At 67.7% G+C, this 20,798-nt stretch carries 22 protein-coding genes; 14 read left to right on the top strand and 8 right to left on the bottom strand.

The window, feature by feature from the left end:
- On the top strand, positions 1 to 518 hold a 518-nt coding region (locus EPN59_RS16315), incomplete at its 5' end, for an aldehyde dehydrogenase family protein (RefSeq protein WP_293046376.1).
- Here EPN59_RS16315 and EPN59_RS16310 read toward each other — a convergent pair.
- The 5 genes from EPN59_RS16310 to fliE all read right to left on the bottom strand — a co-directional run bounded on the left by EPN59_RS16310 (position 496) and on the right by fliE (position 3,826).
- On the bottom strand, positions 496 to 903 hold the full coding sequence (locus EPN59_RS16310) for an EscU/YscU/HrcU family type III secretion system export apparatus switch protein (protein WP_293034336.1): 408 nt from the start codon (positions 901 to 903) through the stop codon (positions 496 to 498). The two genes, EPN59_RS16315 and EPN59_RS16310, sit on opposite strands and share 23 nt — an antisense overlap.
- Complete coding sequence (locus EPN59_RS16305; RefSeq protein WP_293046373.1) at positions 903 to 2,501, bottom strand: flagellar hook-length control protein FliK; 1,599 nt, start codon at positions 2,499 to 2,501, stop codon at positions 903 to 905. Before EPN59_RS16305 ends, EPN59_RS16310 begins: the two co-directional genes overlap by 1 nt.
- A gap of 76 nt (positions 2,502 to 2,577) precedes the next feature.
- Positions 2,578 to 2,907, bottom strand: a complete 330-nt coding sequence (locus tag EPN59_RS16300) for a flagellar protein FliT (RefSeq protein ID WP_293033049.1) — start codon at positions 2,905 to 2,907, stop codon at positions 2,578 to 2,580.
- Positions 2,904 to 3,350, bottom strand: a complete 447-nt coding sequence (gene fliS / locus EPN59_RS16295; protein ID WP_293033047.1) for a flagellar export chaperone FliS — start codon at positions 3,348 to 3,350, stop codon at positions 2,904 to 2,906. Before fliS ends, EPN59_RS16300 begins: the two co-directional genes overlap by 4 nt.
- 140 nt (positions 3,351 to 3,490) lie before the next feature.
- Entirely contained in the window at positions 3,491 to 3,826 is a 336-nt protein-coding gene (fliE, locus tag EPN59_RS16290) for a flagellar hook-basal body complex protein FliE (protein WP_293033045.1), read from the bottom strand.
- A gap of 334 nt (positions 3,827 to 4,160) precedes the next feature.
- On the opposite strand from fliE, the gene fliF reads away from it, so the two are divergent.
- The 13 genes from fliF (at position 4,161) to fliR (ending at position 16,405) form a co-directional block, all read left to right on the top strand.
- Positions 4,161 to 5,945, top strand: coding sequence for a flagellar basal-body MS-ring/collar protein FliF (gene fliF / locus EPN59_RS16285; protein WP_293033043.1), 1,785 nt, complete (start codon positions 4,161 to 4,163; stop codon positions 5,943 to 5,945).
- Positions 5,935 to 6,930, top strand: a complete 996-nt coding sequence (gene fliG / locus EPN59_RS16280; RefSeq protein WP_293033041.1) for a flagellar motor switch protein FliG — start codon at positions 5,935 to 5,937, stop codon at positions 6,928 to 6,930. The genes fliF and fliG overlap by 11 nt, the downstream gene beginning before the upstream one ends.
- Positions 6,917 to 7,609, top strand: a complete 693-nt coding sequence (gene fliH, locus EPN59_RS16275) for a flagellar assembly protein FliH (protein ID WP_293033039.1) — start codon at positions 6,917 to 6,919, stop codon at positions 7,607 to 7,609. Before fliG ends, fliH begins: the two co-directional genes overlap by 14 nt.
- Entirely contained in the window at positions 7,603 to 9,270 is a 1,668-nt protein-coding gene (gene fliI, locus EPN59_RS16270) for a flagellar protein export ATPase FliI (RefSeq protein WP_293033037.1), read from the top strand. The genes fliH and fliI overlap by 7 nt, the downstream gene beginning before the upstream one ends.
- Complete coding sequence (fliJ, locus tag EPN59_RS16265) at positions 9,267 to 9,719, top strand: flagellar export protein FliJ (protein ID WP_293033035.1); 453 nt, start codon at positions 9,267 to 9,269, stop codon at positions 9,717 to 9,719. Before fliI ends, fliJ begins: the two co-directional genes overlap by 4 nt.
- A gap of 25 nt (positions 9,720 to 9,744) precedes the next feature.
- Positions 9,745 to 11,331 (top strand): flagellar hook-length control protein FliK, encoded by a 1,587-nt coding sequence (locus tag EPN59_RS16260; RefSeq protein WP_293033032.1) that lies wholly within the window; start codon positions 9,745 to 9,747, stop codon positions 11,329 to 11,331.
- 416 nt (positions 11,332 to 11,747) lie between these two features.
- Entirely contained in the window at positions 11,748 to 12,263 is a 516-nt protein-coding gene (gene fliL / locus EPN59_RS16255; protein WP_293033030.1) for a flagellar basal body-associated protein FliL, read from the top strand.
- Positions 12,264 to 12,360: 97 nt separating this feature from the next.
- On the top strand, positions 12,361 to 13,359 hold the full coding sequence (fliM, locus tag EPN59_RS16250; protein ID WP_293033053.1) for a flagellar motor switch protein FliM: 999 nt from the start codon (positions 12,361 to 12,363) through the stop codon (positions 13,357 to 13,359).
- Entirely contained in the window at positions 13,352 to 13,819 is a 468-nt protein-coding gene (fliN, locus tag EPN59_RS16245) for a flagellar motor switch protein FliN (RefSeq protein WP_293033028.1), read from the top strand. Before fliM ends, fliN begins: the two co-directional genes overlap by 8 nt.
- Positions 13,816 to 14,439 carry a flagellar biosynthetic protein FliO gene (gene fliO / locus EPN59_RS16240; RefSeq protein ID WP_293046370.1) on the top strand — a complete coding sequence of 208 codons (624 nt, stop codon included), beginning with the start codon at positions 13,816 to 13,818 and terminating at the stop codon, positions 14,437 to 14,439. Before fliN ends, fliO begins: the two co-directional genes overlap by 4 nt.
- Complete coding sequence (fliP, locus tag EPN59_RS16235) at positions 14,440 to 15,297, top strand: flagellar type III secretion system pore protein FliP (RefSeq protein WP_293035498.1); 858 nt, start codon at positions 14,440 to 14,442, stop codon at positions 15,295 to 15,297. It abuts the gene before it with no gap.
- A gap of 12 nt (positions 15,298 to 15,309) precedes the next feature.
- Positions 15,310 to 15,579 carry a flagellar biosynthesis protein FliQ gene (gene fliQ / locus EPN59_RS16230; RefSeq protein ID WP_293035497.1) on the top strand — a complete coding sequence of 90 codons (270 nt, stop codon included), beginning with the start codon at positions 15,310 to 15,312 and terminating at the stop codon, positions 15,577 to 15,579.
- A 34-nt stretch (positions 15,580 to 15,613) separates the two neighbouring features.
- On the top strand, positions 15,614 to 16,405 hold the full coding sequence (gene fliR, locus EPN59_RS16225; protein ID WP_293035496.1) for a flagellar biosynthetic protein FliR: 792 nt from the start codon (positions 15,614 to 15,616) through the stop codon (positions 16,403 to 16,405).
- A gap of 92 nt (positions 16,406 to 16,497) precedes the next feature.
- Here the strand turns inward: fliR and flgL are convergent, their stop codons facing one another.
- From flgL to EPN59_RS16210, 3 genes are all read right to left on the bottom strand, one after another.
- A complete protein-coding gene (flgL, locus tag EPN59_RS16220) occupies positions 16,498 to 17,766 on the bottom strand; it encodes a flagellar hook-associated protein FlgL (protein ID WP_293035494.1) in 1,269 nt (422 codons plus the stop codon).
- 11 nt (positions 17,767 to 17,777) lie between these two features.
- Entirely contained in the window at positions 17,778 to 19,790 is a 2,013-nt protein-coding gene (gene flgK, locus EPN59_RS16215; RefSeq protein WP_293035492.1) for a flagellar hook-associated protein FlgK, read from the bottom strand.
- A gap of 218 nt (positions 19,791 to 20,008) precedes the next feature.
- Positions 20,009 to 20,767 (bottom strand): flagellar brake protein, encoded by a 759-nt coding sequence (locus EPN59_RS16210; protein ID WP_293035490.1) that lies wholly within the window; start codon positions 20,765 to 20,767, stop codon positions 20,009 to 20,011.
- Positions 20,768 to 20,798 lie beyond the last annotated feature (31 nt).

Genomic DNA, 20,798 nt, shown 5'->3' with positions numbered 1-20,798 from the left:
GTGGCCAACTCAGTGGCCAACTCAGTGGCCAACTCAGTGGCCAACTCAGTGGCCAACTCAGTGGCCAGGACAAGGCGGCGCGGCGCATGGCCCCCGTCATCGTGACGAACGCTCCGGCGAACACGGCGCTCATGCAGGAGGAAATCTTCGGGCCGCTGTTGCCGCTCGTGCCCTACGACACGCTCGACGAAGCGCTGCGCTACGTAAATTCGCGCGCACGCCCGCTCGCGCTCTACCTCTACGCCGACGACGCACGCACCATCGAGCGCGTGACGCGCGAGACGATCGCGGGCGGCATGTCGGTGAACGAGACGCTGATGCACATCGCCGCCGAGGGCCTGCCGTTCGGCGGCGTCGGCGCAAGCGGCATGGGCGCGTATCACGGCTACGAGGGTTTCGCGACCTTTTCGAAGCTGAAGCCGGTGTTCACGCAGGCGCGGCTCAATGCGCGCGGGCTGATCGCGCCGCCCTATGGCCGGATCTTTCGCTTCCTGGTCAATCTGATGATGAAGTTCTGAGCGGCGGAAGCGACAGGAACGGCGACGCGCGTCGCTGCGCGGCGGCGCGATCCGGCGCGGCAGCAGCGGATTCAGAGGCAGAATCGGGCGCGGGTTCGGGTGCGGGCGGCGGCGCGCTGCTGACGGCTTCGAGCTGATGCAGCCACGCGAGCAGTTCGGCCACGGCCTGGTAGAGCTGGGGCGGAATCTTCGAGTCGAGATCGACCTGCATCAGCAGCGACATCATCTCCGGCGACTCGTGCACGTAGAGGCCCGCTTCCTTTGCGCGCGCAATGATCATGTCCGCGACGAGGCCGTAGCCCTTCGCGACGACGCGCGGTGCGCCGTCGGCGGCGGGGGCGTCGTAGGCGAGCGCGGCGGCGCTCTTGCGATGCATGCGGCTCATTACAGATCCCAGTCGAGATAGCCTGCGCCCGCCACGGCGGCGCTCGCCTGCGGCTCGGCCGGGCGGGCCTGCGCCGCCGCTTGCGCTGCTGCCTGTGCAGCCTGTGCTGCTTGCGCAGCTTGAGCCGCCTGCGCCTCTTGAGCCTCCTGCGCGGCGGCGCGCGCATACGCGCTCGCGGCTTTCGCGGCTTCGGCCGTACCCGTCGCACCGCTGCCGACCTCGCGAATCGAGAATCCCGTGAGCGCGAGACCGAGCGCTTCGAGGCGGCCCTTCAACGCATCGCCGCCTTCGACCAGGCGCGACGCGCCGTCCGGGTTCGCCTGCACCCGCACGGCGAGCGACTGGCCGGTGAGCGTCAGTTCGGCATCGACCGTGCCGAGCGACGGCAGCGCGAGCGTGACCCGCGTGCGCCATTGCGCGTCGTCGGGATCGGCTGCGCCGTGGCGTGCATCGCGTGCGTCGACGCGGTCCTGCTGAATGCTCCAGTCGAGCCGCACGCCCGCCCAGGCCTCGCCGGTCCAGCGGAATTCGCCGGTCGCCAGCAGATCGAGCTGTTGCCGCACGAGCGGAATCACGGCCGGATGAATCGAAGCGCTTGCCGCCTGCGCGTCGTGCGACGCGGGCGGCGATGCAGGCAACAACGCAGGCAAAAGCGCGGCTTCGGAAAGCGCGCCGTTCGCCTGCACGAGCACGGCATTCGCCGTGAGCGCGGCCGGGCCGGTCTGGGCAGCCGCATTGCGTGCGGACGACGCGTTCGCGCTGTCCGCCTGCGGCTCGCGCGCACCCGCTGCGGGCGTTTCGGTCCAGAACACGTCGTCTGCGTCGCTCGCGGCGAGGCTCCAGTCGTGCGGCAACTGGACGGCGCCATCGACGAGCCGGTTCTGCGGCTCGGCGGCGAGCGACGCGGGCGTGCGCTGGCCTTGCAGCCATTGCGCGAGATGGGATTCGTAGAAGAGGCCGCTGTCCGCGACAGTCTGCGCGAGCGCGGCGGCAAGCGCGGCGACCGGGGTTGCCGCCGCGGCCTGGCTGGCAGCAGCAGCAGCAGCGGAAGCCGCCGCGCCGTTTTGCGCGCCTGCCGTCGTGGCGGCCTGCGCGGCGTCTGCCGTGCCGGAACCGGCTGGATTGCCGCTCGCACCCAATGGCGTTTCAGTTTGCGTCAGTGCGGCTGCGTCGCCCGCGAGTAGCCCGGCTTCGATCACCGCAGCCTGCGCGGCGGCATCGGCTGCGCCCGGTAATGTGGCCGAACCGGCGACCGAACCAGTGACCGAACCGGCGGCCGAACCCGGCAACGCATTCGCCCCGGCTTGCGTGGCAGCGCCCGGATCGCTCCAGACCGGCGCGTTGCCGACCACCGCAGGCGTCGCTTCGCCGCCCGAACGGATAATCGCGTCGAGCGTAAGCGCCACCGCCGAGAGCACGGTTTGCGCCGAGGCCTGCGGCGTCGCGCCCGCGACCGCATCGGGCAGCGCGGGCGTGCCGGTCGCCAGCGCCGATACATCCGTTTGCGTCGCGCCCGTGCTGCCTTGCGACCCCACCGGATTGAGCGCGCTCGAGCGGTTCGCGACCAGCGCGGCGCTTCCCGTGTCGATTCCGTTCATGCATTCCCCGAGGCCGGCGGGTCGTCGCGCGCGTCGCGCTCCGCCCAGGTATCAATGTCGATCGGGCACGGCGCGCCTAGCGCACGCCGTAGAGTTCCTGCAACACCCGCCCGGGGCGCGTCTTGCCGGCAAAGAGCACCGCAAGGCGCGTCATGCACGGGCTCGCCAGCTCGCGGATCGCCGCGTCGTCGGCGAGGATCTGGCGGATCAACTCGAACTTGCGTGCGCGCTCGTGAGTGGAAAGCTGCGTGCCGCCGTCCGCCGCCTTCAGCGCGTCGACGAGGTGGCGATACTCCTCCTGGAGATCGATCAGATCGTCCCAGTGCGCACCGCGTGCTGCGCAGAGCATCCGCTCTGAGACTGCCGCTATCGCTTCGTAGCGGGCGAAGTAGTCTGCGTTCGTCATCTCATCATTGGACCGGCGCCCGGAGCGCCAGGCGCTCCAGCCAGCCGTTCGGCTTCTGGCCCGATACCCAGCCAGGCTTCCTCGAGCGTCGCCAGCAGGCCGTCTACCTCGACCAGCATGGGCTCGCTCTGTTTAATATTCGCTTCCAGCAGGCGACGCGCGATGTAGTCGTACAGCGCATTCAGCCGCTGTGCGATTTCCCCGCCCGCCTCCATGTTCAAAGCCTGCTGAAGCCCGCTTTCGACAATCTGGATGGCCTTGCCGATCGCCTCGCCCCGCCCCGCGATATTGCCCATCTGCATGTGCATGCGCGCCTGCGCCACGGCCTTGCGCGCACCTTCGTACAGCATCGCGATGAGCCTGTGCGGACTTGCACCCATGACTCCAGTCGTGACCCCAACGTGTGCGTACGCGTTGGCTCCAGAGCGTGAAGACGAAAACATGGGTGCTTCTCCTCGATACTTGCGGCTGTGAATACGTTGTATCCGGCGTGCGGCGCCGAGAAGCGCCTGCCGGCCTTAGCCGGGTTATCGGAATTTGCAGGAGAAGCTTTAGCGCTGCATGCGCGGCAATCCGCCCGAAATCAGACCTGGATCGACATGATGTCGGTGTACGCAGTCACGAGCTTGTTGCGCACCTGCAGCCCGAACTGGAAGCCGACGTTCGCCTTCTGCATGTCGACCATCACGTCGTTCAGCGAGACGTTGTTCGCGCCCAGTTCGAACGCCTGCGACTCGCCCACGGCTTTCTGCTGCTCGTCACTGATCTTGTCGAGCGACGACTTGAGCGCCGCTGCGAACCCGCCTGCCGTCGCGGCGCCCGAGGCCTGGTCGGCGGCGCTCGGCCCGCTGGCCGCCTGCGTCGCCATCGACTGCATCTGCGCGAGTGCGGACGTGAGCGGAGATACTGGCAAGGTCATGATTGCTCCACGGTAAGGAAAGTGACGCGAGGGGCCGGCGCGAAGCATGGTTGCGCCGCCCGCTGCGCCCGGCGCACGCACAGGCCGCCGAGACTGGTGCACAGAATAGCAGCGGGGCATCGGCGAGACCGCCGAAACTAGGGGGAAAACCCGGCTCTATTCGCGCAATCGGCTTGCGCGCGGCTGCGGATAATCCCTAGCGTGAAAGTCTCTGTCGCCAGCGCGCCGCGCCGGGCCGGAACCGCTCCCGGGTAGCGCTTGCGCCGGGGCGGCCCGGGCCGCGCGCCGCAGTGCGGGCGGCGGACGCTGAAGGCCTCCCGGAGAAACCCGACGCATGGATTCGTCAGCCAACTCTTTGATCAACCCCGACGCCCGCGCGGGCCTCGCCACCGGCGGTGCCGCGGCGGGCGCCGCCGGCGCTGCGCAGCCGGGCGCCGCTGACGACCTCGGCGGCGCGAGCGGCTTCGCGCAGCGCTTTGGCGCGCTGCCGTCGCTGCGCGCCATGCGCGGCAACCCGCGTGCGCCGCTGGTCTTCGCCGTCGCCGTGCTGCTTGCCGTGGTGACCGCGCTCGTGCTGTGGTCGCGCGCGCCCGACTATAAGGTGCTCTACAGCAACCTGTCGGACCGCGACGGCGGCGCGATCATCACCGCGTTGCAGGCCGCAAACGTTCCCTACAAGCTCAGCAACGGCGGCGGCACGATTCTCGTGCCGACCGACCAGGTCAACGAAATGCGCCTGCGGCTCGCCACCCAGGGCCTGCCGAAGAACGGCTCGGTCGGCTTCGAGCTGATGGACAACCAGAAGTTCGGCATCAGCCAGTTCGCGGAGCAGGTGAACTATCAGCGCTCGCTGGAGGGCGAGCTGGAGCAAACGATTGAATCGATCGCGAGCGTGAAGTCGACCCGCGTGCATCTGGCGATTCCGAAGCCCTCCGTGTTCGTGCGCGAGCACGAAGCGCCCACCGCATCGGTGCTCGTGAATCTCTATCCGGGCCGCATGCTCGACGAAGGCCAGGTCGCATCGATCACGCACATGGTCGCCTCGGCCGTGCCCGATCTGACCGCGCACAACGTCACCGTGGTCGACCAGGACGGCAACCTGCTCACGCAGAACGCCGCGAGCGCCGGTCTCGACGCCACCCAGATCAAGTACGTGCGCCAGATCGAGCGCGACACGCAGGCGCGCATCGATGCGATCCTCGCGCCGCTCTTCGGCTCGGGCAACGCGCGCGCCCAGGTGAGCGCCGACATCGACTTCTCGAAGCTCGAACAGACCTCCGAAGCGTACGGCCCGAACGGCAACCCGCAGCAGGCCGCGATCCGCAGCCAGCAGCAGAGCGTCGCGCAGGAACTGCAGCAAAGCGGCGCCTCGGGCGTGCCGGGCGCGCTGTCGAACCAGCCGCCGCAGCCCGCTTCGGCGCCGGTCAACGCACCGGCCGGCGCGAACGGCCAGCCCGCCACGACGCCGGTTTCGGACCATCGCGACACGACGACCAACTACGAGCTCGACAAGACCGTGCGCCACTACCAGCAGGCGCCGGGCGACATCAAGCGGCTTTCGGTGGCGGTGATCGTCAACTATCAGCCGAAGGTCGATGCGAAGGGCCATGCGAGCATGCAGCCGCTCGACGCGCAGAAGCTCGCGCAGGTCGAGCAGCTCGTGAAGGACGCGATGGGCTACGACGCGAAGCGCGGCGACTCGATCAACGTGGTGAACGCCGCGTTCCAGACCGACGTCGATCCGTACGCGAACCTGCCATGGTGGCGCCAGCCGGACATCATCGCGCTCGCCAAACAGATCGCGCTGTGGCTCGGCATCGCGGCGGTGGCGGTGGTCCTGTACTTCTGGATGGTGAAGCCGGCGCTGCGCCGCGCGTTCCCGCCGCCGGAGCCGCCCGCCCCGCTCCTGCCGGAGAGCCTGGACGGCGAGCCGCTGCTGCTGGACGGCCTCCCGGTCGTGACGCCGGTCGTCGACGAGGAGAACGACGCCGCGCTGGCCGCCTTCGAAAGCGAGAAACTGAAATTCGAGCGGAATCTGGACTACGCGCGCACGATCGCGCGCCAGGATCCGAAGATCGTCGCAACCGTCGTCAAGACCTGGGTGAACGATGAGCGCTGAAGGTGCTGTCAAGAGTGCATTGCTGCTGATGTCGATCGGCGAGGAAGAGGCCGCCGAGGTCTTCAAGTTCCTCGGACCGCGCGAAGTGCAGAAGATCGGCGCCGCCATGGCGTCGCTCAAGAACGTCAAGCGCGAAGAGATCGAAGCCGTGCTGCAGGAGTTCGTGAAGGAAGCCGAGCAGCACACGGCGTTCTCGCTCGACTCGAACGACTACATCCGCAACGTGCTGAACAAGGCGCTCGGCGAGGACAAGGCCGGGGCGATCATCGACCGCATCCTGCAGGGCGGCGACACGAGCGGCATCGAAGGGCTCAAGTGGATGGATTCGAGCTCGGTGGCCGAGCTCATCAAGAACGAGCACCCGCAGATCATCGCGACGATCCTCGTGCACCTCGACCGCGACCAGGCCTCCGAGATCGTCGGGTGCTTCGCCGAGCGTCTGCGCAACGACGTGCTGCTGCGTATCGCGACGCTCGACGGCATCCAGCCCGCCGCGCTGCGCGAACTCGACGACGTGCTCACGGGCCTGCTCTCGGGCAGCGACAATCTCAAGCGCAGCCCGATGGGCGGCATCCGCACGGCAGCCGAAATCCTCAACTTCATGCCCGCGCAGTTCGAGGAAGGCGTGCTCGAAAACGTGCGCCAGTACGACGCCGAACTCGCGCAGAAGATCATCGACCAGATGTTCGTCTTCGAAAACCTGCTCGACCTCGAAGACCGCGCGATCCAGCTGCTGCTCAAGGAAGTCGAGTCGGAATCGCTCATCATCTCGCTCAAGGGCGCGCCGCCCCCGCTGCGTCAGAAGTTCCTCTCGAACATGTCGCAGCGCGCGGCCGAACTGCTCGCCGAAGACCTCGACGCACGCGGTCCGGTGCGCGTCTCGGAAGTCGAGTCGCAGCAGCGTCAGATCCTCCAGATCGTGCGCAATCTGGCCGAAAGCGGTCAGATCGTGATCGGCGGCAAGGCGGAAGATGCGTATGTCTGACGACGCGTCGGCCAAGCTGAAGGGCGCGGCGTACCGGCGCTGGGAGATGGCGTCGTTCGATCCGCCGCCCCCGCCGCCGCCGCCTCCTCCTCCGCCGTCGCCCGACGAAGAAGCCGCGCTCGTCGCCGAGCTGCAGCGCCTGCGCGACGACGCGCACGCGCAAGGTCTCGCTTCGGGCCACGTCTCGGGCCAGGCGCTCGGCTACCAGGCCGGTCACGAGCAGGGCCACAAGCAGGGTTTCGAGCAGGGTCTCGCCGATGCGCGCGCCCAGGCCAAGCAGCTCGCGCTCGTCGCGCAGCGCTTTAGCGAAGCATTGACGACCGTGCAGGCAGGCGTGGCCGAAACGCTCGTCGAACTCGCGCTCGATATCGCGCAGCAGGTCGTGCGCCAGCAGGTCCAGCACGATCCGACCGCGCTTCTCGCCGTGGCGCGCGAAGTGCTCGCCGCCGAACCGGCGCTCGCGGGCGCGCCGCAGCTCGTGGTGAGCCCCGCCGATCTGCCGGTGGTCGAAGCCTATCTGCAGGAAGAACTCCAGACGCGCGGCTGGACCGTGCGCACCGACCCGGCGCTGGAGCGCGGCGGCTGCCGCGCGCAGGCCGCGACCGGCGAAGTGGACGCGACCGTGGGCTCGCGCTGGGAGCGCGTGGCCGCCGCGCTCGGCAAGGTACGGCCATGGTGACGCCGCAGGCGGCCGGAACGATCCACACGAGCGGCCTCACGGCGCTCGAACAGGAACTCGCGCTCGCGTCGTTCGGTCCGCTCGCGCACGACGCCGCGCACGGCGCGGCGCACGACGCCGCGCAGCCCGCCGACGTCCTCGCGGACTCGGCTGCCGGGCCAGTCACGGACGAACCCACCCACGCCGACGGCGAAGCAAGCGCCTCTGCCCCCGCGCTTGCCCCCGCGTTTGCCGACTACGTCCCGCCGCCGCACTACGATCCCGCGAACGAGCATCTGCAGGCGTGGAACGCGTTTCTCGAAGGCGTGCGCGAGCGCAACACGCTCGCGCTGCCGCTGCGCGCATGCGGACGCCTCACGCGCGCGGCGGGCCTCGTGCTCGAAGCGGTGGGCCTGCGCCTTTCGGTGGGCGCGGAAGTGATGATCGAATTGCCGCCCGGCAGCACGCTGCCGATGGCCGAAGCCGAGGTGGTGGGCTTCGGCGGCGACAAGCTGTTCCTGATGCCGACGACCGAAGTGGCGGGCCTGCTGCCCGGCGCGCGCGTGTGGCCGCTGGAAGCCGCGCCCATCGCCGATCCGATGTCGGGCGCGAAGCGCCTGCCGGTCGGCTGGGGCATGCTCGGCCGCGTGGTGGACGCCTCGGGCAAGCCGCTCGACGGACTCGGTGCGCTCGCGACCGAAGCCGATGCGCCGCTCACCGCCGCCTCGCTCAACCCGCTCAACCGCGAACCGATCCACCATGTGCTCGACGTCGGCGTGCGCGCGATCAACGCGCTGCTCACGGTCGGGCGCGGCCAGCGCATGGGCCTCTTCGCGGGCTCGGGCGTCGGTAAATCGGTGCTGCTCGGCACGATGGCGCGCGCAACGAGCGCCGAAGTGATCGTGATCGGCCTGATCGGCGAGCGGGGCCGCGAAGTCAAGGAATTCATCGAGCAGATTCTCGGGCCCGACGGGCTCGCGCGCTCGGTCGTGGTGGCCGCGCCGGCCGACGTCTCGCCGCTGTTGCGCATGCAGGGCGCCGCTTACGCCACGACGCTCGCCGAATATTTCCGCGACCAGGGCAAGCATGTGCTGCTGCTCATGGATTCGCTCACGCGCTACGCGATGGCGCAGCGCGAAATCGCGCTCGCCATCGGCGAGCCGCCCGCGACCAAAGGCTACCCGCCTTCGGTTTTCGCGCGCCTGCCCGCGCTCGTCGAGCGCACGGGCAACGGCCCCGCGGGCGGCGGCTCGATCACCGCGTTCTACACGGTGCTCACCGAAGGCGACGACCAGCAGGATCCGATCGCCGATGCCGCGCGCGCGATTCTCGACGGCCACATCGTGCTTTCGCGCACGCTGGCCGAAGCGGGCCACTATCCGGCCATCGACATCGAAGCTTCGATCAGCCGCGCGATGACCGCGCTGATCGACGACCAGCATCTGAACTGCACGCGCCAGTTCAAGCAGATGCTTTCGCGCTATCAGCGCAACCGCGACCTCATCAACGTCGGCGCATACGTGAGCGGCCGCGATGCGGTGCTCGACCGCGCCATTTCGCTGTATCCGCGTATCGAAGCGTTCCTCCAGCAAGGCTTTCGCGAGACCGCGAGCTATCAGGCAAGCCTCCAGGCACTCGGGACACTTCTCGGGCAGGCCAACGGACAAGGAGCCAGGACATGACGAACCCCACACCGCTGCAAACCCTGATCGGACTCGCTCAGGACGAGGTCGACGCCGCCGCACAGCGGCTCGGGCGCCTGCAGCGCGAGCGCGGCGAAGTCGAAAAGCAGCTTCAGGCACTCATTACGTACCGGGACGAGTACCATACGCGTTTCACGGAAACGGCACGCCAGGGCATGGCGGCGGGCAACGTGCGCAACTTCCAGGCGTTCATTGACACGCTCGATGCGGCGATCGACCAGCAGCGGCGCCTGCTCGACCAGGCCACGACGCGTGTCGAAGCCGCGAAGCCCGAGTGGCAGCGCTGCAAGCAGAAGCTCGGCTCGTATGAAGTCCTGCAGACGCGCCAGGATCAGGTTGCGGCGCGCAAGGAGGCGCGGCGCGAGCAGCGCGACTCCGATGAATACGCCGCGCGCATCCTGCGCATGCGCGCGCCGCAACATCTGTAACAGCACAATTTTCGGGACCGCAAGCATGTCGATACTTACCGGAATCAGCGCGCTGCTCGGGAGCCTCGGGGACGCGGCATCGGCGACGTCCCCGAGCCAGGACGAGCAGGCCGGCCAGAGCTTCGCACAGACGCTTCAGCAAAGCCTTCAGCAAAGCATTAACGCGCAAATGCCCGTGCAGGCCGCCCCGCTGCCGCAACCGGCAACGACGGCATCCGTGTCGACGGCCAGCACCGCGCTTGCGAGCGCCGCCAGCAGCGTGAACGACAGTGTCAACAGCAACAGCGGCTTCCACACCAGCAGCAACGCCAGCGCGCAGCAAAGCGCAGCGGCCAGCCAGACGGCGCAGTCGCCGGGCTCGACCTCGCATTCGCATGGCGCGCAACAGGCATCGAGCGGTGCCCAGCAGCAAAGCGGCAACCCCAGCGGCAACCCCAGCGGCAGCGCCAGCCCCGATCAGAACCAGACCGATGCCGCAGGCGCACAAGCCGCAGCGGCGGCCGTTCAGGCGCAGATGCAGTTGCAGATGCAAATGCAGGCCCAGGCGCAGGCGCAGGGCCAGGCCGCCGTCGGCGATGCCACCAGCGCGCAGGCCGGCGCCAATGCCGCGCTTGCGGACCTCGCGGCCACGACGGCAGCCACCGCGGCCCGTACGGCTGCGACCGCTGCGGGCAACGCCGCAGCAGGCGCCGGTACCTCGGGCAACCCGAAATCGGTGCGCGACGCGCTGCAGGCTGCGTTCGCCGCACTGCGCGACGGCTCGGCCACAGCGGGGGGACACGCCGCCGCGACGACCACACCGGCCAGCACGACGGCGGGCACCGCCACGAGCCTGAACACGCACCCGGGCGCTTCCCTCACGCCGTCCTCCGGCGCAGCAAGCAACTTCGCCTCGCACCTCGCGGCCCACACGGCAGCCAGGGGCGCGGGCGAGAACGCCGCCGCCCTGGCCAGCGACAAGACGGCGGCTGCGGGCACGACGAACGACCCGGCCGCCGCAGCGGCAGCGGCCGTGGCACAGGCGACGCCGGACCAGACAGCAGCGGCCAGCGCCGGCCAGAACACACCCGATGCGCTCGCTGCCGCCCAGGCGGCAGCGGCAGCAGCGGCGCAAAGCCAGGCAAGCGCAGGGGCATCGACCGTCGCGGCCTCGTCGGCGGCGGGCGCAACGGCCCTCGCACCGCAAGTGGGCACGGCCGACTGGGAAGATGCGCTCAGCCAGAAAGTCGTGTTCCTTTCGAACGCACACGAGACGAGCGCCCAGCTCACGCTGAATCCGAAGGACCTCGGCCCGCTGCAGGTGGTGCTCCAGGTCGCGGACAGCCACGCGCACGCGCTCTTCGTTTCGCAGCACCAGCAGGTGCGCGAAGCCGTCGAGGCGGCGCTGCCGAAGCTGCGCGAGGCGATGGAGCAAAACGGCATCGGCCTTGGCAGCGCGAGCGTGAGCGACGGCTTCGCGCGGCAGATGAACCAGCAGGCGCAGCAGGAAAGCGGCAGCAGCCGTGGCTCGCGCACGGCAGGCACGGTCGGCGAGGCGGACGACAGCATCGTCGCCGCAGCCACGCCGACCGTCACGCAACGCAGCGTCGGCCTGATCGATACGTTCGCTTGAGACGCAACGCGGCGCGCGGCAACACCGCGAATCCGCGCGTTGGTCCATGCAGTCAGCCCATGACATGAGCCAGTGAAGCGGCGCGCCCTGCGCGCGCCGCTTCACCCGGCACCTTCAGACACGTTCAGTCAACGCCCGGCGCCTTCAGGCACCCTTGCCGCCGATGCCGACGGTTGCACGCCAGCGCGTCGGGCGCCATCGATAAAGCATTCACCGGCCTTGCGCACAATCGGCGCCTTGCACGCGCAACGGCGTGCGCATGCCTGACCGAAGGCTTGCACACGTTGCGCAACAAAAGCGCGAGATAGCCGCAAATCCCCCTTCTATTCCCCCCATCGCCGCAAGGCAAAAGCCAGAACAATGCAAGCTACCGGAATTAACGGCCCTTTTGCACGTACAGCAGGCGCTCAACTGACATGGCGACAACGAACGCATCCAAGCAAGCCGCAATCGAAAGCGAGAAACCAGGCCCGATGAAGCGCTATCTTGCCCCCGCCCTCATCGCGATCCTCGCCGCAGGCGCCGCCGCAGGCGGCGTGTGGTTCTTCATGCAAGGACACGGCGCAAGCACGGCCGCAGCCGCCGCCAGCGCCGCGCCCGCCGCCGCATCGCCGACGCCCGTGTATTTCGTGCTCGAACCGATGACCGTGAACCTGCAGTCCGACGACGGCGAAGCGCATTACCTGCGCATCGGCCTCACGCTGAAGGTGCCCAACCAGGCGACCCAGGACGCGCTGAAGGATCACACGCCGGAGATCCGCAGCCGCGTGCTGCTGGCGCTGTCGGCCAAGAAGCCGTCCGATCTCGCGACGCTCGACGGCAAGCGCGCGCTCGCCACCGAACTCTCCGTGCTGATCTCCCAGCCGTCCGACCCGCGCGAGCCTTTCACGCGCATCGACGACGTGCTGTTCACCGAATTCGTCGTGCAGTGAGCGTGAACCCGATGACCCAGCAAGCCTGTCAGCCACGCACGCTGCGCGAAGTGCTGGCGCGCCGCGTCCACTGCGGGGAGAACCACGCATCATGAGCATGGGCCACAGCGAGTTCATGTCCCAGGAGGAGGTCGATGCCCTCCTCAAGGGCGTGACCGGTGAAGTCGACAACGAGTCGAACAGTTCAGACAGCAAGGGCGTCCGGCCGTACAACATCGCGACGCAGGAACGCATCGTGCGCGGCCGGATGCCCGGCCTCGAAATCATCAACGAGCGTTTCGCGCGTCTTTTGCGCGTCGGCATCTTCAACTTCATGCGCCGCACCGCCGAGATTTCGGTGGGACCGGTGCGCGTGCAGAAGTACAGCGAGTTCACGCGCAATCTGCCGATCCCGACGAACCTGAACCTCGTGCAGGTCAAGCCGCTGCGCGGCACGTCGCTGTTCGTGTTCGACCCGAACCTCGTGTTCTTCGTGGTCGACAACCTGTTCGGCGGCGACGGGCGCTTTCATACGCGCGTCGAGGGGCGCGACTTCACGCAGACCGAGCAGCGCATCATCGGCAAGCTGCTCAACCTCGTGTTCGAGCACTACACGACGGCGTGGAAGAGCGTGCGGCCGCTGAATTTCGAACACGTGCGCTCCGAAATGCACACGCAGTTCGCAAACGTTGCCACGCCCAACGAGATCGTGATCGTCACGCAGTTCTCGATCGAATTCGGGCCGACGGGCGGCACGCTGCACATCTGCCTGCCCTACTCGATGATCGAGCCGATGCGCGACGTGCTGTCCTCGCCGATCCAGGGCGACGTGCTCGACGTGGACCGCCGCTGGGTGCGCGTGCTCTCGCAGCAGGTGCAGGCCGCGGAAGTCGAACTCACCGCCGATCTCGCCGAGTGCCCGATCACGTTCGAGCAGATCCTGAACATGCGGGTGGGCGACGTGCTGCCGCTCAACATTCCCGAGCACATCGTCGCCAAGGTCGACGGCGTGCCGGTGATGGAATGCGGCTACGGAATTTTCAATGGTCAATATGCGTTGCGGGTCCAGAAAATGATCAGCGCAGCCGACACGACGAAGGAAGGTAGAGATGAGTGACGTGAACGCCACGCCCGCAGACGAGCCGATGCTCGAACCCGGTGCCGGAGCCGCCGTGCAGCCCGACGAGGAGCAGGGGCTCGACGACTGGGCGGCAGCGCTCGCCGAGCAGAACGGCAACGAGATCGCCACGACGCAGCCCACGGAGGCCGCCGGCGTATTCCAGCCGCTCTCGAAAGTGACGTCGACCACGACGCACAACGACATCGACATGATTCTGGACATTCCCGTCCAGATGACCGTCGAACTCGGCCGCACGAAGATCGCGATCCGCAACCTGCTGCAGCTCGCGCAGGGCTCGGTCGTGGAACTCGACGGTCTCGCAGGCGAGCCGATGGACGTGCTCGTGAACGGCTGCCTCATCGCCCAGGGCGAAGTCGTGGTGGTCAACGACAAGTTCGGCATCCGCCTGACCGACATCATCACGCCCTCCGAGCGGATCCGGAAGCTCAATCGATGAACCCGCTGGCAGGGCATGGCGCGGTTCGCCGCGCCGCGCAGGCATTCGCTTCGCCGCTCGCATTCGCCACGGTGCTCGCCGCGGTGCTCATCGCTGCGCTCGCGGCGTCGCCGCTCGCCGCCCGCGCCGCCGATCTCAATGCGGTGAACCAGGCCGCCGCCCTCGCCGCTTCGGGCGCTTCGGGTGCTTCCGCCGCTTCCGCCGCCGTTGCCGCCAATGCGCTCGGCGCGGGCAGCGCGGTGCCCTCGCTCGGCTTCGGCGCCGTGCTGCAAACCGTGTTCGGCCTCGTGCTCGTGATCGGCATCGTGTTCGGCTGCGCGTGGCTCGCGCGCCGGCTCGGCCTGCACGGCATGGCCGGCGGCACGCTCGTGAAGACGGTGGGCGGCGCGTCGCTCGGCGGCAAGGAGCGCGTGTCCGTCGTCGAGATCGGCGACACCTGGCTCGTGCTCGGCACCGCGCCCGGCAACGTGCGTCTGTTGCACACCATGCCCGCCGGCACCCTGCCGGATGCGGCGCAAACCGGCCCCGCACTGCAGGGCGGCTTCGGACAGCGCTTTCGTGACGCGCTGAAAAGCGAAGCGGGTAAACGATTCAGGCGTCACGACGGCGGAGCGCAGTAAATGGACAGCAGTTCCCTCGACGCAGCACAAGGGCGTGCGCTTCAGACGGCCACCCGTGCGCGCCGCCCGTCGTTCATCAACTCATTCGCCGGATCGTTCGTGAAATCGGCCCTGCCGTTCGCGCTGGTCCTCGGCGCCGCCGCGCTGGCGCTCGTGCTGCCGCATGTCGCGCACGCGCAGGCCGCCGGCCTGCCCGCCTTCAATTCGGCTCCCGGCCCGAACGGCGGAACGACGTACTCGCTGAGCGTGCAGACGATGCTGCTGCTCACGATGCTGTCGTTCCTGCCCGCGATGGTGCTGATGATGACGAGCTTCACGCGCATCATCATCGTGCTGTCGCTGTTGCGCCAGGCGCTCGGCACGACCACCACGCCGCCCAACCAGGTGCTCGTGGGCCTTGCGCTCTTTCTGACGCTGTTCGTGATGTCGCCGGTGCTCGACAAGGCGTATAACGACGGCTACAAGCCCTTCTCCGCCGGTACGCTGCCGATGGACGAGGCGGTTTCGCGCGGCGTCGCGCCGTTCAAGACGTTCATGCTGCGCCAGACGCGCGAATCGGATCTCGCGCTCTTCGCGCGCATCTCGCACGCCGCGCCGATGCAGGGCCCAGAAGACGTGCCGCTCACGCTGCTCGTGCCGGCGTTCGTCACCAGCGAGCTGAAAACCGGCTTCCAGATCGGCTTTACGATCTACGTCCCGTTCCTGATCATCGAAATGGTGGTGGCGAGCGTGCTGATGTCGATGGGGATGATGATGGTTTCACCCGCAACCATATCGCTGCCGTTCAAGCTGATGCTGTTCGTGCTCGTCGACGGCTGGCAACTGCTGCTCGGCTCGCTCGCGCAGAGTTTCGTGTAAGGAGGACTGCCTGTGACGCCCGAATCGGTCATGACGCTCGCCCACGAGGCGATGCTCATCTCGATCATGCTGGCCGCGCCGCTCCTGCTCGTGTCGCTCACGGTGGGCCTCGTGGTGAGCCTTTTCCAGGCGGCCACGCAGATCAACGAATCCACGCTCTCGTTCATCCCGAAGCTCATCGCGATTCTCGTGACGCTCGTGATCGCCGGGCCGTGGATGCTCACGACGATGCTCGACTACATGCACCGCATGTTCTCGAGCATTTCGTCGCTCGCCAACTAGGCGGCGCACGCCGCCGCCCGGGGTTTTTCGCGCGATGTTCTCGGTCACCTATGCGCAGCTGAACGGCTGGCTCACCGCGTTTCTCTGGCCGTTCACGCGCATTCTCGCGCTCATCGCGGTCGCGCCCGTGTTCGGCCAGCGCGTGCTGCAAACGCGCGTGAAAATCGGCCTTGCGGGCTTCATCACGCTGATCGTCGCGCCCACGCTCGGCGCGATGCCGCACGTGACGGTCTTCTCGGCCGAAGGCGTGTGGATCATCGTGAACCAGTTCCTGATCGGCATCGCGCTCGGCTTCACGATGCAGGTGGTGTTCGCGGCCGTGACCGCGGCGGGCGACATCATGGGGCTCGGCATGGGCCTCGGCTTCGCCACCTTCTTCGATCCGCAGACCTCCGCCAATACGTCCGCGCTGTCGAGCCTGCTCAACATGTTCGCGATGCTGACGTTCCTGATCCTCGACGGCCATCTGCAGATGCTCGCGGCGCTCGTCGCGTCGTTCGAGTCGGTGCCCGTTTCGGCCAACATCCTCGGCGCGCCGGGCTGGCGCATTCTCGCGAACTGGGGTTCGGTCGTGTTCGCCTCGGGCCTCCTGCTCGCGCTGCCGGTCGTGGTCGCGCTCCTCATCACCAACCTCTCGCTCGGCATCCTGAACCGCGCAGCACCCCAGATCGGTATTTTCCAGATCGGCTTCGCGCTCACGATGATGACCGGCATGCTGCTGATCGTCATGATGGTGCCGAACATGATTCCGTTCTTCGCGCGCCTGTTCGACAGCGGCCTCGACGAAATGGGCCGCGTGGCCGCCGCGCTGCGGCCCGCTGGCTGAGCGCACGCAGCGGTCGTCCAGCGGTCGTCCAGCGGTCGCCGCCGCGGTCGTCGCCGCGCGCGCATGCCGCACGCGCCGCGCCCACCCAAAGATCAGGGATTGATGTACTGGAACAGCGAAAGCTGCTGGGTCTGCGCGAACGTCTTCTGCGACGCCGAGAGCGCGCTCTGGACCTGCGTGTACTGACTGATCGCCGCCGTCATGTCCGTGCTCATGAGGGTCTGGAGGTTCGTCGTGGTCTGCAGCGCGTTGTTCGACGTGACGGTCTGCAGCGCCTGCAGTTCCTGTTCGCGTCCGCCCACCGAAGCCTGAATCGTGATCACGTTCGACAGCGAATTGCTGAGCGCGGCCATGCCGGTCGTCATCGCGTTGGTGTACGTGGCCGTGGCCGTGGCGTTGTCCTGCGACGGCTGGTTCAGCGCCGCGATCATGTTGTCGATCGTGGTGAACACGTTGGTGTTGGCGGCGGCCGTGGCCGGCGTCACGGTGAACGAATCGCCCGTGGTGGCGGGCGGAGTGACGACACCCGAAGGCGTGCCCGAGATGGTCACGTTCATGCCGGTGCCGAGCGAGATCGCCGCACCGTCCGTGTACGGCTTCGCCGCCGTGGTCGTCGGCGGAACGGCGCTGTTGTCGGTCACGGTGTAGTTCAGGGCGTTCGTGACGGGGTCGTTCGCAAACGCGATCGAATAGCTGTCGTTGTTCGTGGCCGCGGTCGGATCGGTCACCGTGACCGCGCCGATCACGCCCGTGCCGATGTTGGTCGAGCTGCCCGCCGGGACTTGCTGCGAACCCAGCGGCTGCACGCTCATGAACACCGAGCTGCCCGAGTCGCCCACCGCGATCTGCCGCGTATCGTTCACCTGAATCACGCGCTGGCCCGAATCGCCGTTGTACTGGGCGCCCTTGCCGGCCGTGTCGGTGAACACCTGCGACGTCTTCTGGAAGCCCGCGAACAGCATGTTGCCCTGGCCGTCGTTGGCGTTGGCGTACGAGAGCAGCTCGTTGCGGTAGCCCTCCATCTGCTTGGCGAGCGCTGCGCGGTTCGTATCGTTCAACGCGCCGCCGAGTGCTTCCGAAGCGATCGAATTGATGCCCTGCAGCGTGGTCGTGATGCTGGTGAGGGCGGTGCCCTCGATCTGCAGCGACGTGAGCGCCGTGCTCTGGTTCGACGCGTACTGCGTGAGCGTCGCGCTCGTGGACGAGAGGTGCACGGCCTGGGCTGCGCCGAGCGGGTTGTCGGCGGGGTTCGAGATCGCCACGCCCGACGAAACCTGCTGCTCGATCTGCAGAAGCTGGGACTGCTGGTTCTCCATCGTCGCGAGGCTCGTGGAGTAAAACTCGGAAGTTGCGATACGCATGGGTCAGCGCCTTACTGGATGATGCCGATCAGGGTCTGGAAGAGCGAAGCCGCGGTCTGGATGACCTTGCTGTTGGCCTGGTAGAGCTGCTGGTACTGAAGCAGCTTCGCGGCCTCTTCGTCCATGTTCACCCCCTGCACGGACTGCTGCTGCGAGGTGATCTGCGAAACGAGCGATTGCTGCGACGTGCTGTTCGCCTGGAGCAGCGTCGCCGTATTGCCGATCGAATTCACGTAGTTCGCGTAAGCGCTCGTGAGCGTGGCCGAGCCGTTGAACGTCGTGCTGGACGCGAGGTTCGAGAGCAGCAGCGCATTGCGGCCGTCCTGCGCGCCGCCGGGGTTCGCCGCGATCGTGAACTTGTCGTTGTTGGCGGGCGTGCCCGTCATCGTGAAGCTCACGTTGGTCACGCCGTCGGTCGGATCGGTGATCGTGTACGCGTTGCCGGTGGCCGGCGCGTACGGCACGCCCGTCACGCCGGGCGGGTTGATCGTCACCGAGGTCGTCGTCGTCGAGCCCGGCGTCGAATACGTGATCGTCGTGCCGGTGGCGAAGCCCGTGAGCGTGCCCGTGGCGGCGTTGTAGGTGAGCTTGAACGGCGTCGCGGGCACCGTATAGCCCGCCGTGACCGTGCCGCCCGTGACGCTCCCCGAGCCGGTGTTGCCCACGCTCGCCGACACCAGCACGGGCGCCGTCGCCGCAATCGCCGCAGGATCGGTCGTCGCGAGCGAGAAGCTGTCGAGCGCGTTGCCGGTCGGCTGGATCGTGTAGGCGTCGCCGCTGTTCATCGTGCCCGTCGACGTGAGGCTCAGACCGCTGCCCGCCGGTGCGAACGGCGTGATCGTGCTCGGCGCGGTCGTGGTCGTCCAGGTCTGGTTCGTCGTCGTGTCGGTGAGCGTGTACGTGCCCGTGCCCGAGGCCGTGCTGTAGCCCAGCGTGAAGGTGTCCGTGGACGGCTGCGATGCGTTGGTGAGCGCCGCCGTCACCACGCCGTTGCCGGTGTTGGTCGCGTGGCCGGTGACGAGCGCCGGGTTCACGTTGAAAAGCGCAATGCCGGCGGTGCCGCCGAGGTTCAGGCCGAGCGCGTTCTGCGCATTGACCTGCCCCGCGAAACTGGTTGCAATCGCACCGAGCTTCGCTTCGCCCGGATCGAGCGTCTGCGTGACGAACGAGACGAGACCGCCGAGCGTGCCGCCCTGCAGCGCGGCGGACGTGAGCGGCTGCGGCGTGGTGGCCGATCCCGCGCCGCCGGCCCAGGCCACGCTCAGTTCGGCGCCGTTGCTGTTGGAGGGCTGCGCCGTGAGGCTGTAGTTCTGGGCGCTCACCACGAGCGGCTGGCCGTTGCCGAGAAACACGCTGTAGCTGCCGCTGCTCTGCACCACCGACACGCCGACCACCTTCGAGAGGTTCGCCACGGCCAGGTCGCGCTGGTCCAGCAACTGGTTCGGCGGCTGGCCCGTCGCGCTCGCGGTCGTGATCTGCGTGTTGAGGTCCGCGATCTGCTTCGAGTAGGTGTTGATCTGCGTGACCGCTTCCGAGAGCTGCGTATTCACGCTCTGGCGCATCTGGCTGTACTGCTGGCCCGCGGAGTTGATCTGGTCGGCGAGCGTCTGCGCATCGGAGAGCGCGGTCTGACGCGCCGCGCTGTCGTTCGGCGAGTTCGCGACGTTCTGAAGTCCCGAGAAAAACGACGTGATCGACGCGGCGATGCCCGAAGTCGGGCTGCCGACGAGATTCGAAAGCTGCTGCGCGAGCGTGTACGAAGCCGTGATCGAGCTGCTGGTGGCCTGCGCGTTGTTCAGCTGCGTCGTGAGGTACTGGCTGTAGGCGCGCTCCACCGACTGGGTGGTGACGCCGTTGCCGACATAACCCGAACCCAGGTTCTGGCCATTCGACTCGGCATAGTCCGGCCGTTCGACGTTATAGCCGGCGGTCGCCGAGTTGCTGATGTTCTCGCTCGACGTCGCGATGCCGATCTGGGCCGCCTGCAAACCGCTCAAGCCGATCGAAAAGATATTCGTGGTCATGCGTGATCCTCGTGAACCTCCGGCCGCCTCAATGCGACCGCGTGGTGGACTACCCCGTATAACGGCAGGACGTCGCGAAAATTGAGTGCCCGGACGCGCGGAAAACGTTTGGCGCGGAAGAGATCAAGGCGGAGATCAAAGCGGAGGTCAAGATGTCGAAGCGGAGGTCGAGGCACGCGCGCCGCCCAGGACTGCGGCAGCGTGCCTCGATGCGGGCGTCAGGCGCGCGCGAGCGAGCGGCGCTTCATCTCGAGTTGCGTGATGTAGCGCTGGAGGCTGTTTTCGGTCGAGCCGGGCAGCAGTTCGAAGCGAAAGCCGAGGTGATAGCGGCGCTCGCCATTCGGCAGGTCGATGAAACGCCGCACGACGAGCGCGAGATCGACGCGCAGCTTGCCGTTCGCGCGCAGATCCAGTTCGACGTCCGGAATATGCACGCCCATGCCGATCGCCTCGGCGCGCGGATCGGTCGTGCGCAGGCCCACGCCGCCGAGCGAGATGTCGTGCACGACGAAGGTGAAAGGCGAATCGTCGGGCAGCACGCCGCGGCAGATGCACGGATCCATTACCGGCGTATCGACGCGGAAGTACTCGCGGCGCTGGATGTAGTAGAGCACCTCGGGGAACGACGCGACGAATGCGGGCCGCCCTTCGTAGTCGGTGCGCTGCGGCGTGCGCGTCGTGAACTGCACGCGCACGCCCTCGGGCGACGCATGGAATTCGCATTGATCGGCATTGAGCACGCCGGTGTTCTGCTCGGCGAGCGCACCCCAGTCGAACACGAACGTCCGGTTTCGCGTATCGACATCGAGGATGCGGGTGACGATCTGCCCCCCGCGGTACTGAAGAGTCAGGAAGTCCCCGCGATTGACGAGGTTGCGCAACTGCACGCCCACTTCGAGCGGATTGCGTCGCGCGAATTCGGGGACGTCTTCTTCGCCCCCCACTTCTTCCTGTTGATTCGACTGAACGGTATTCATCGGCCTGCCGGTATTTCGTGGACGTGCCGGC

It is taken from the genome of Paraburkholderia sp., from assembly GCF_004298475.1.
Lineage (GTDB): Bacteria > Pseudomonadota > Gammaproteobacteria > Burkholderiales > Burkholderiaceae > Paraburkholderia > Paraburkholderia denitrificans.
This window is presented reverse-complemented; position numbering and strand designations above follow the sequence as displayed.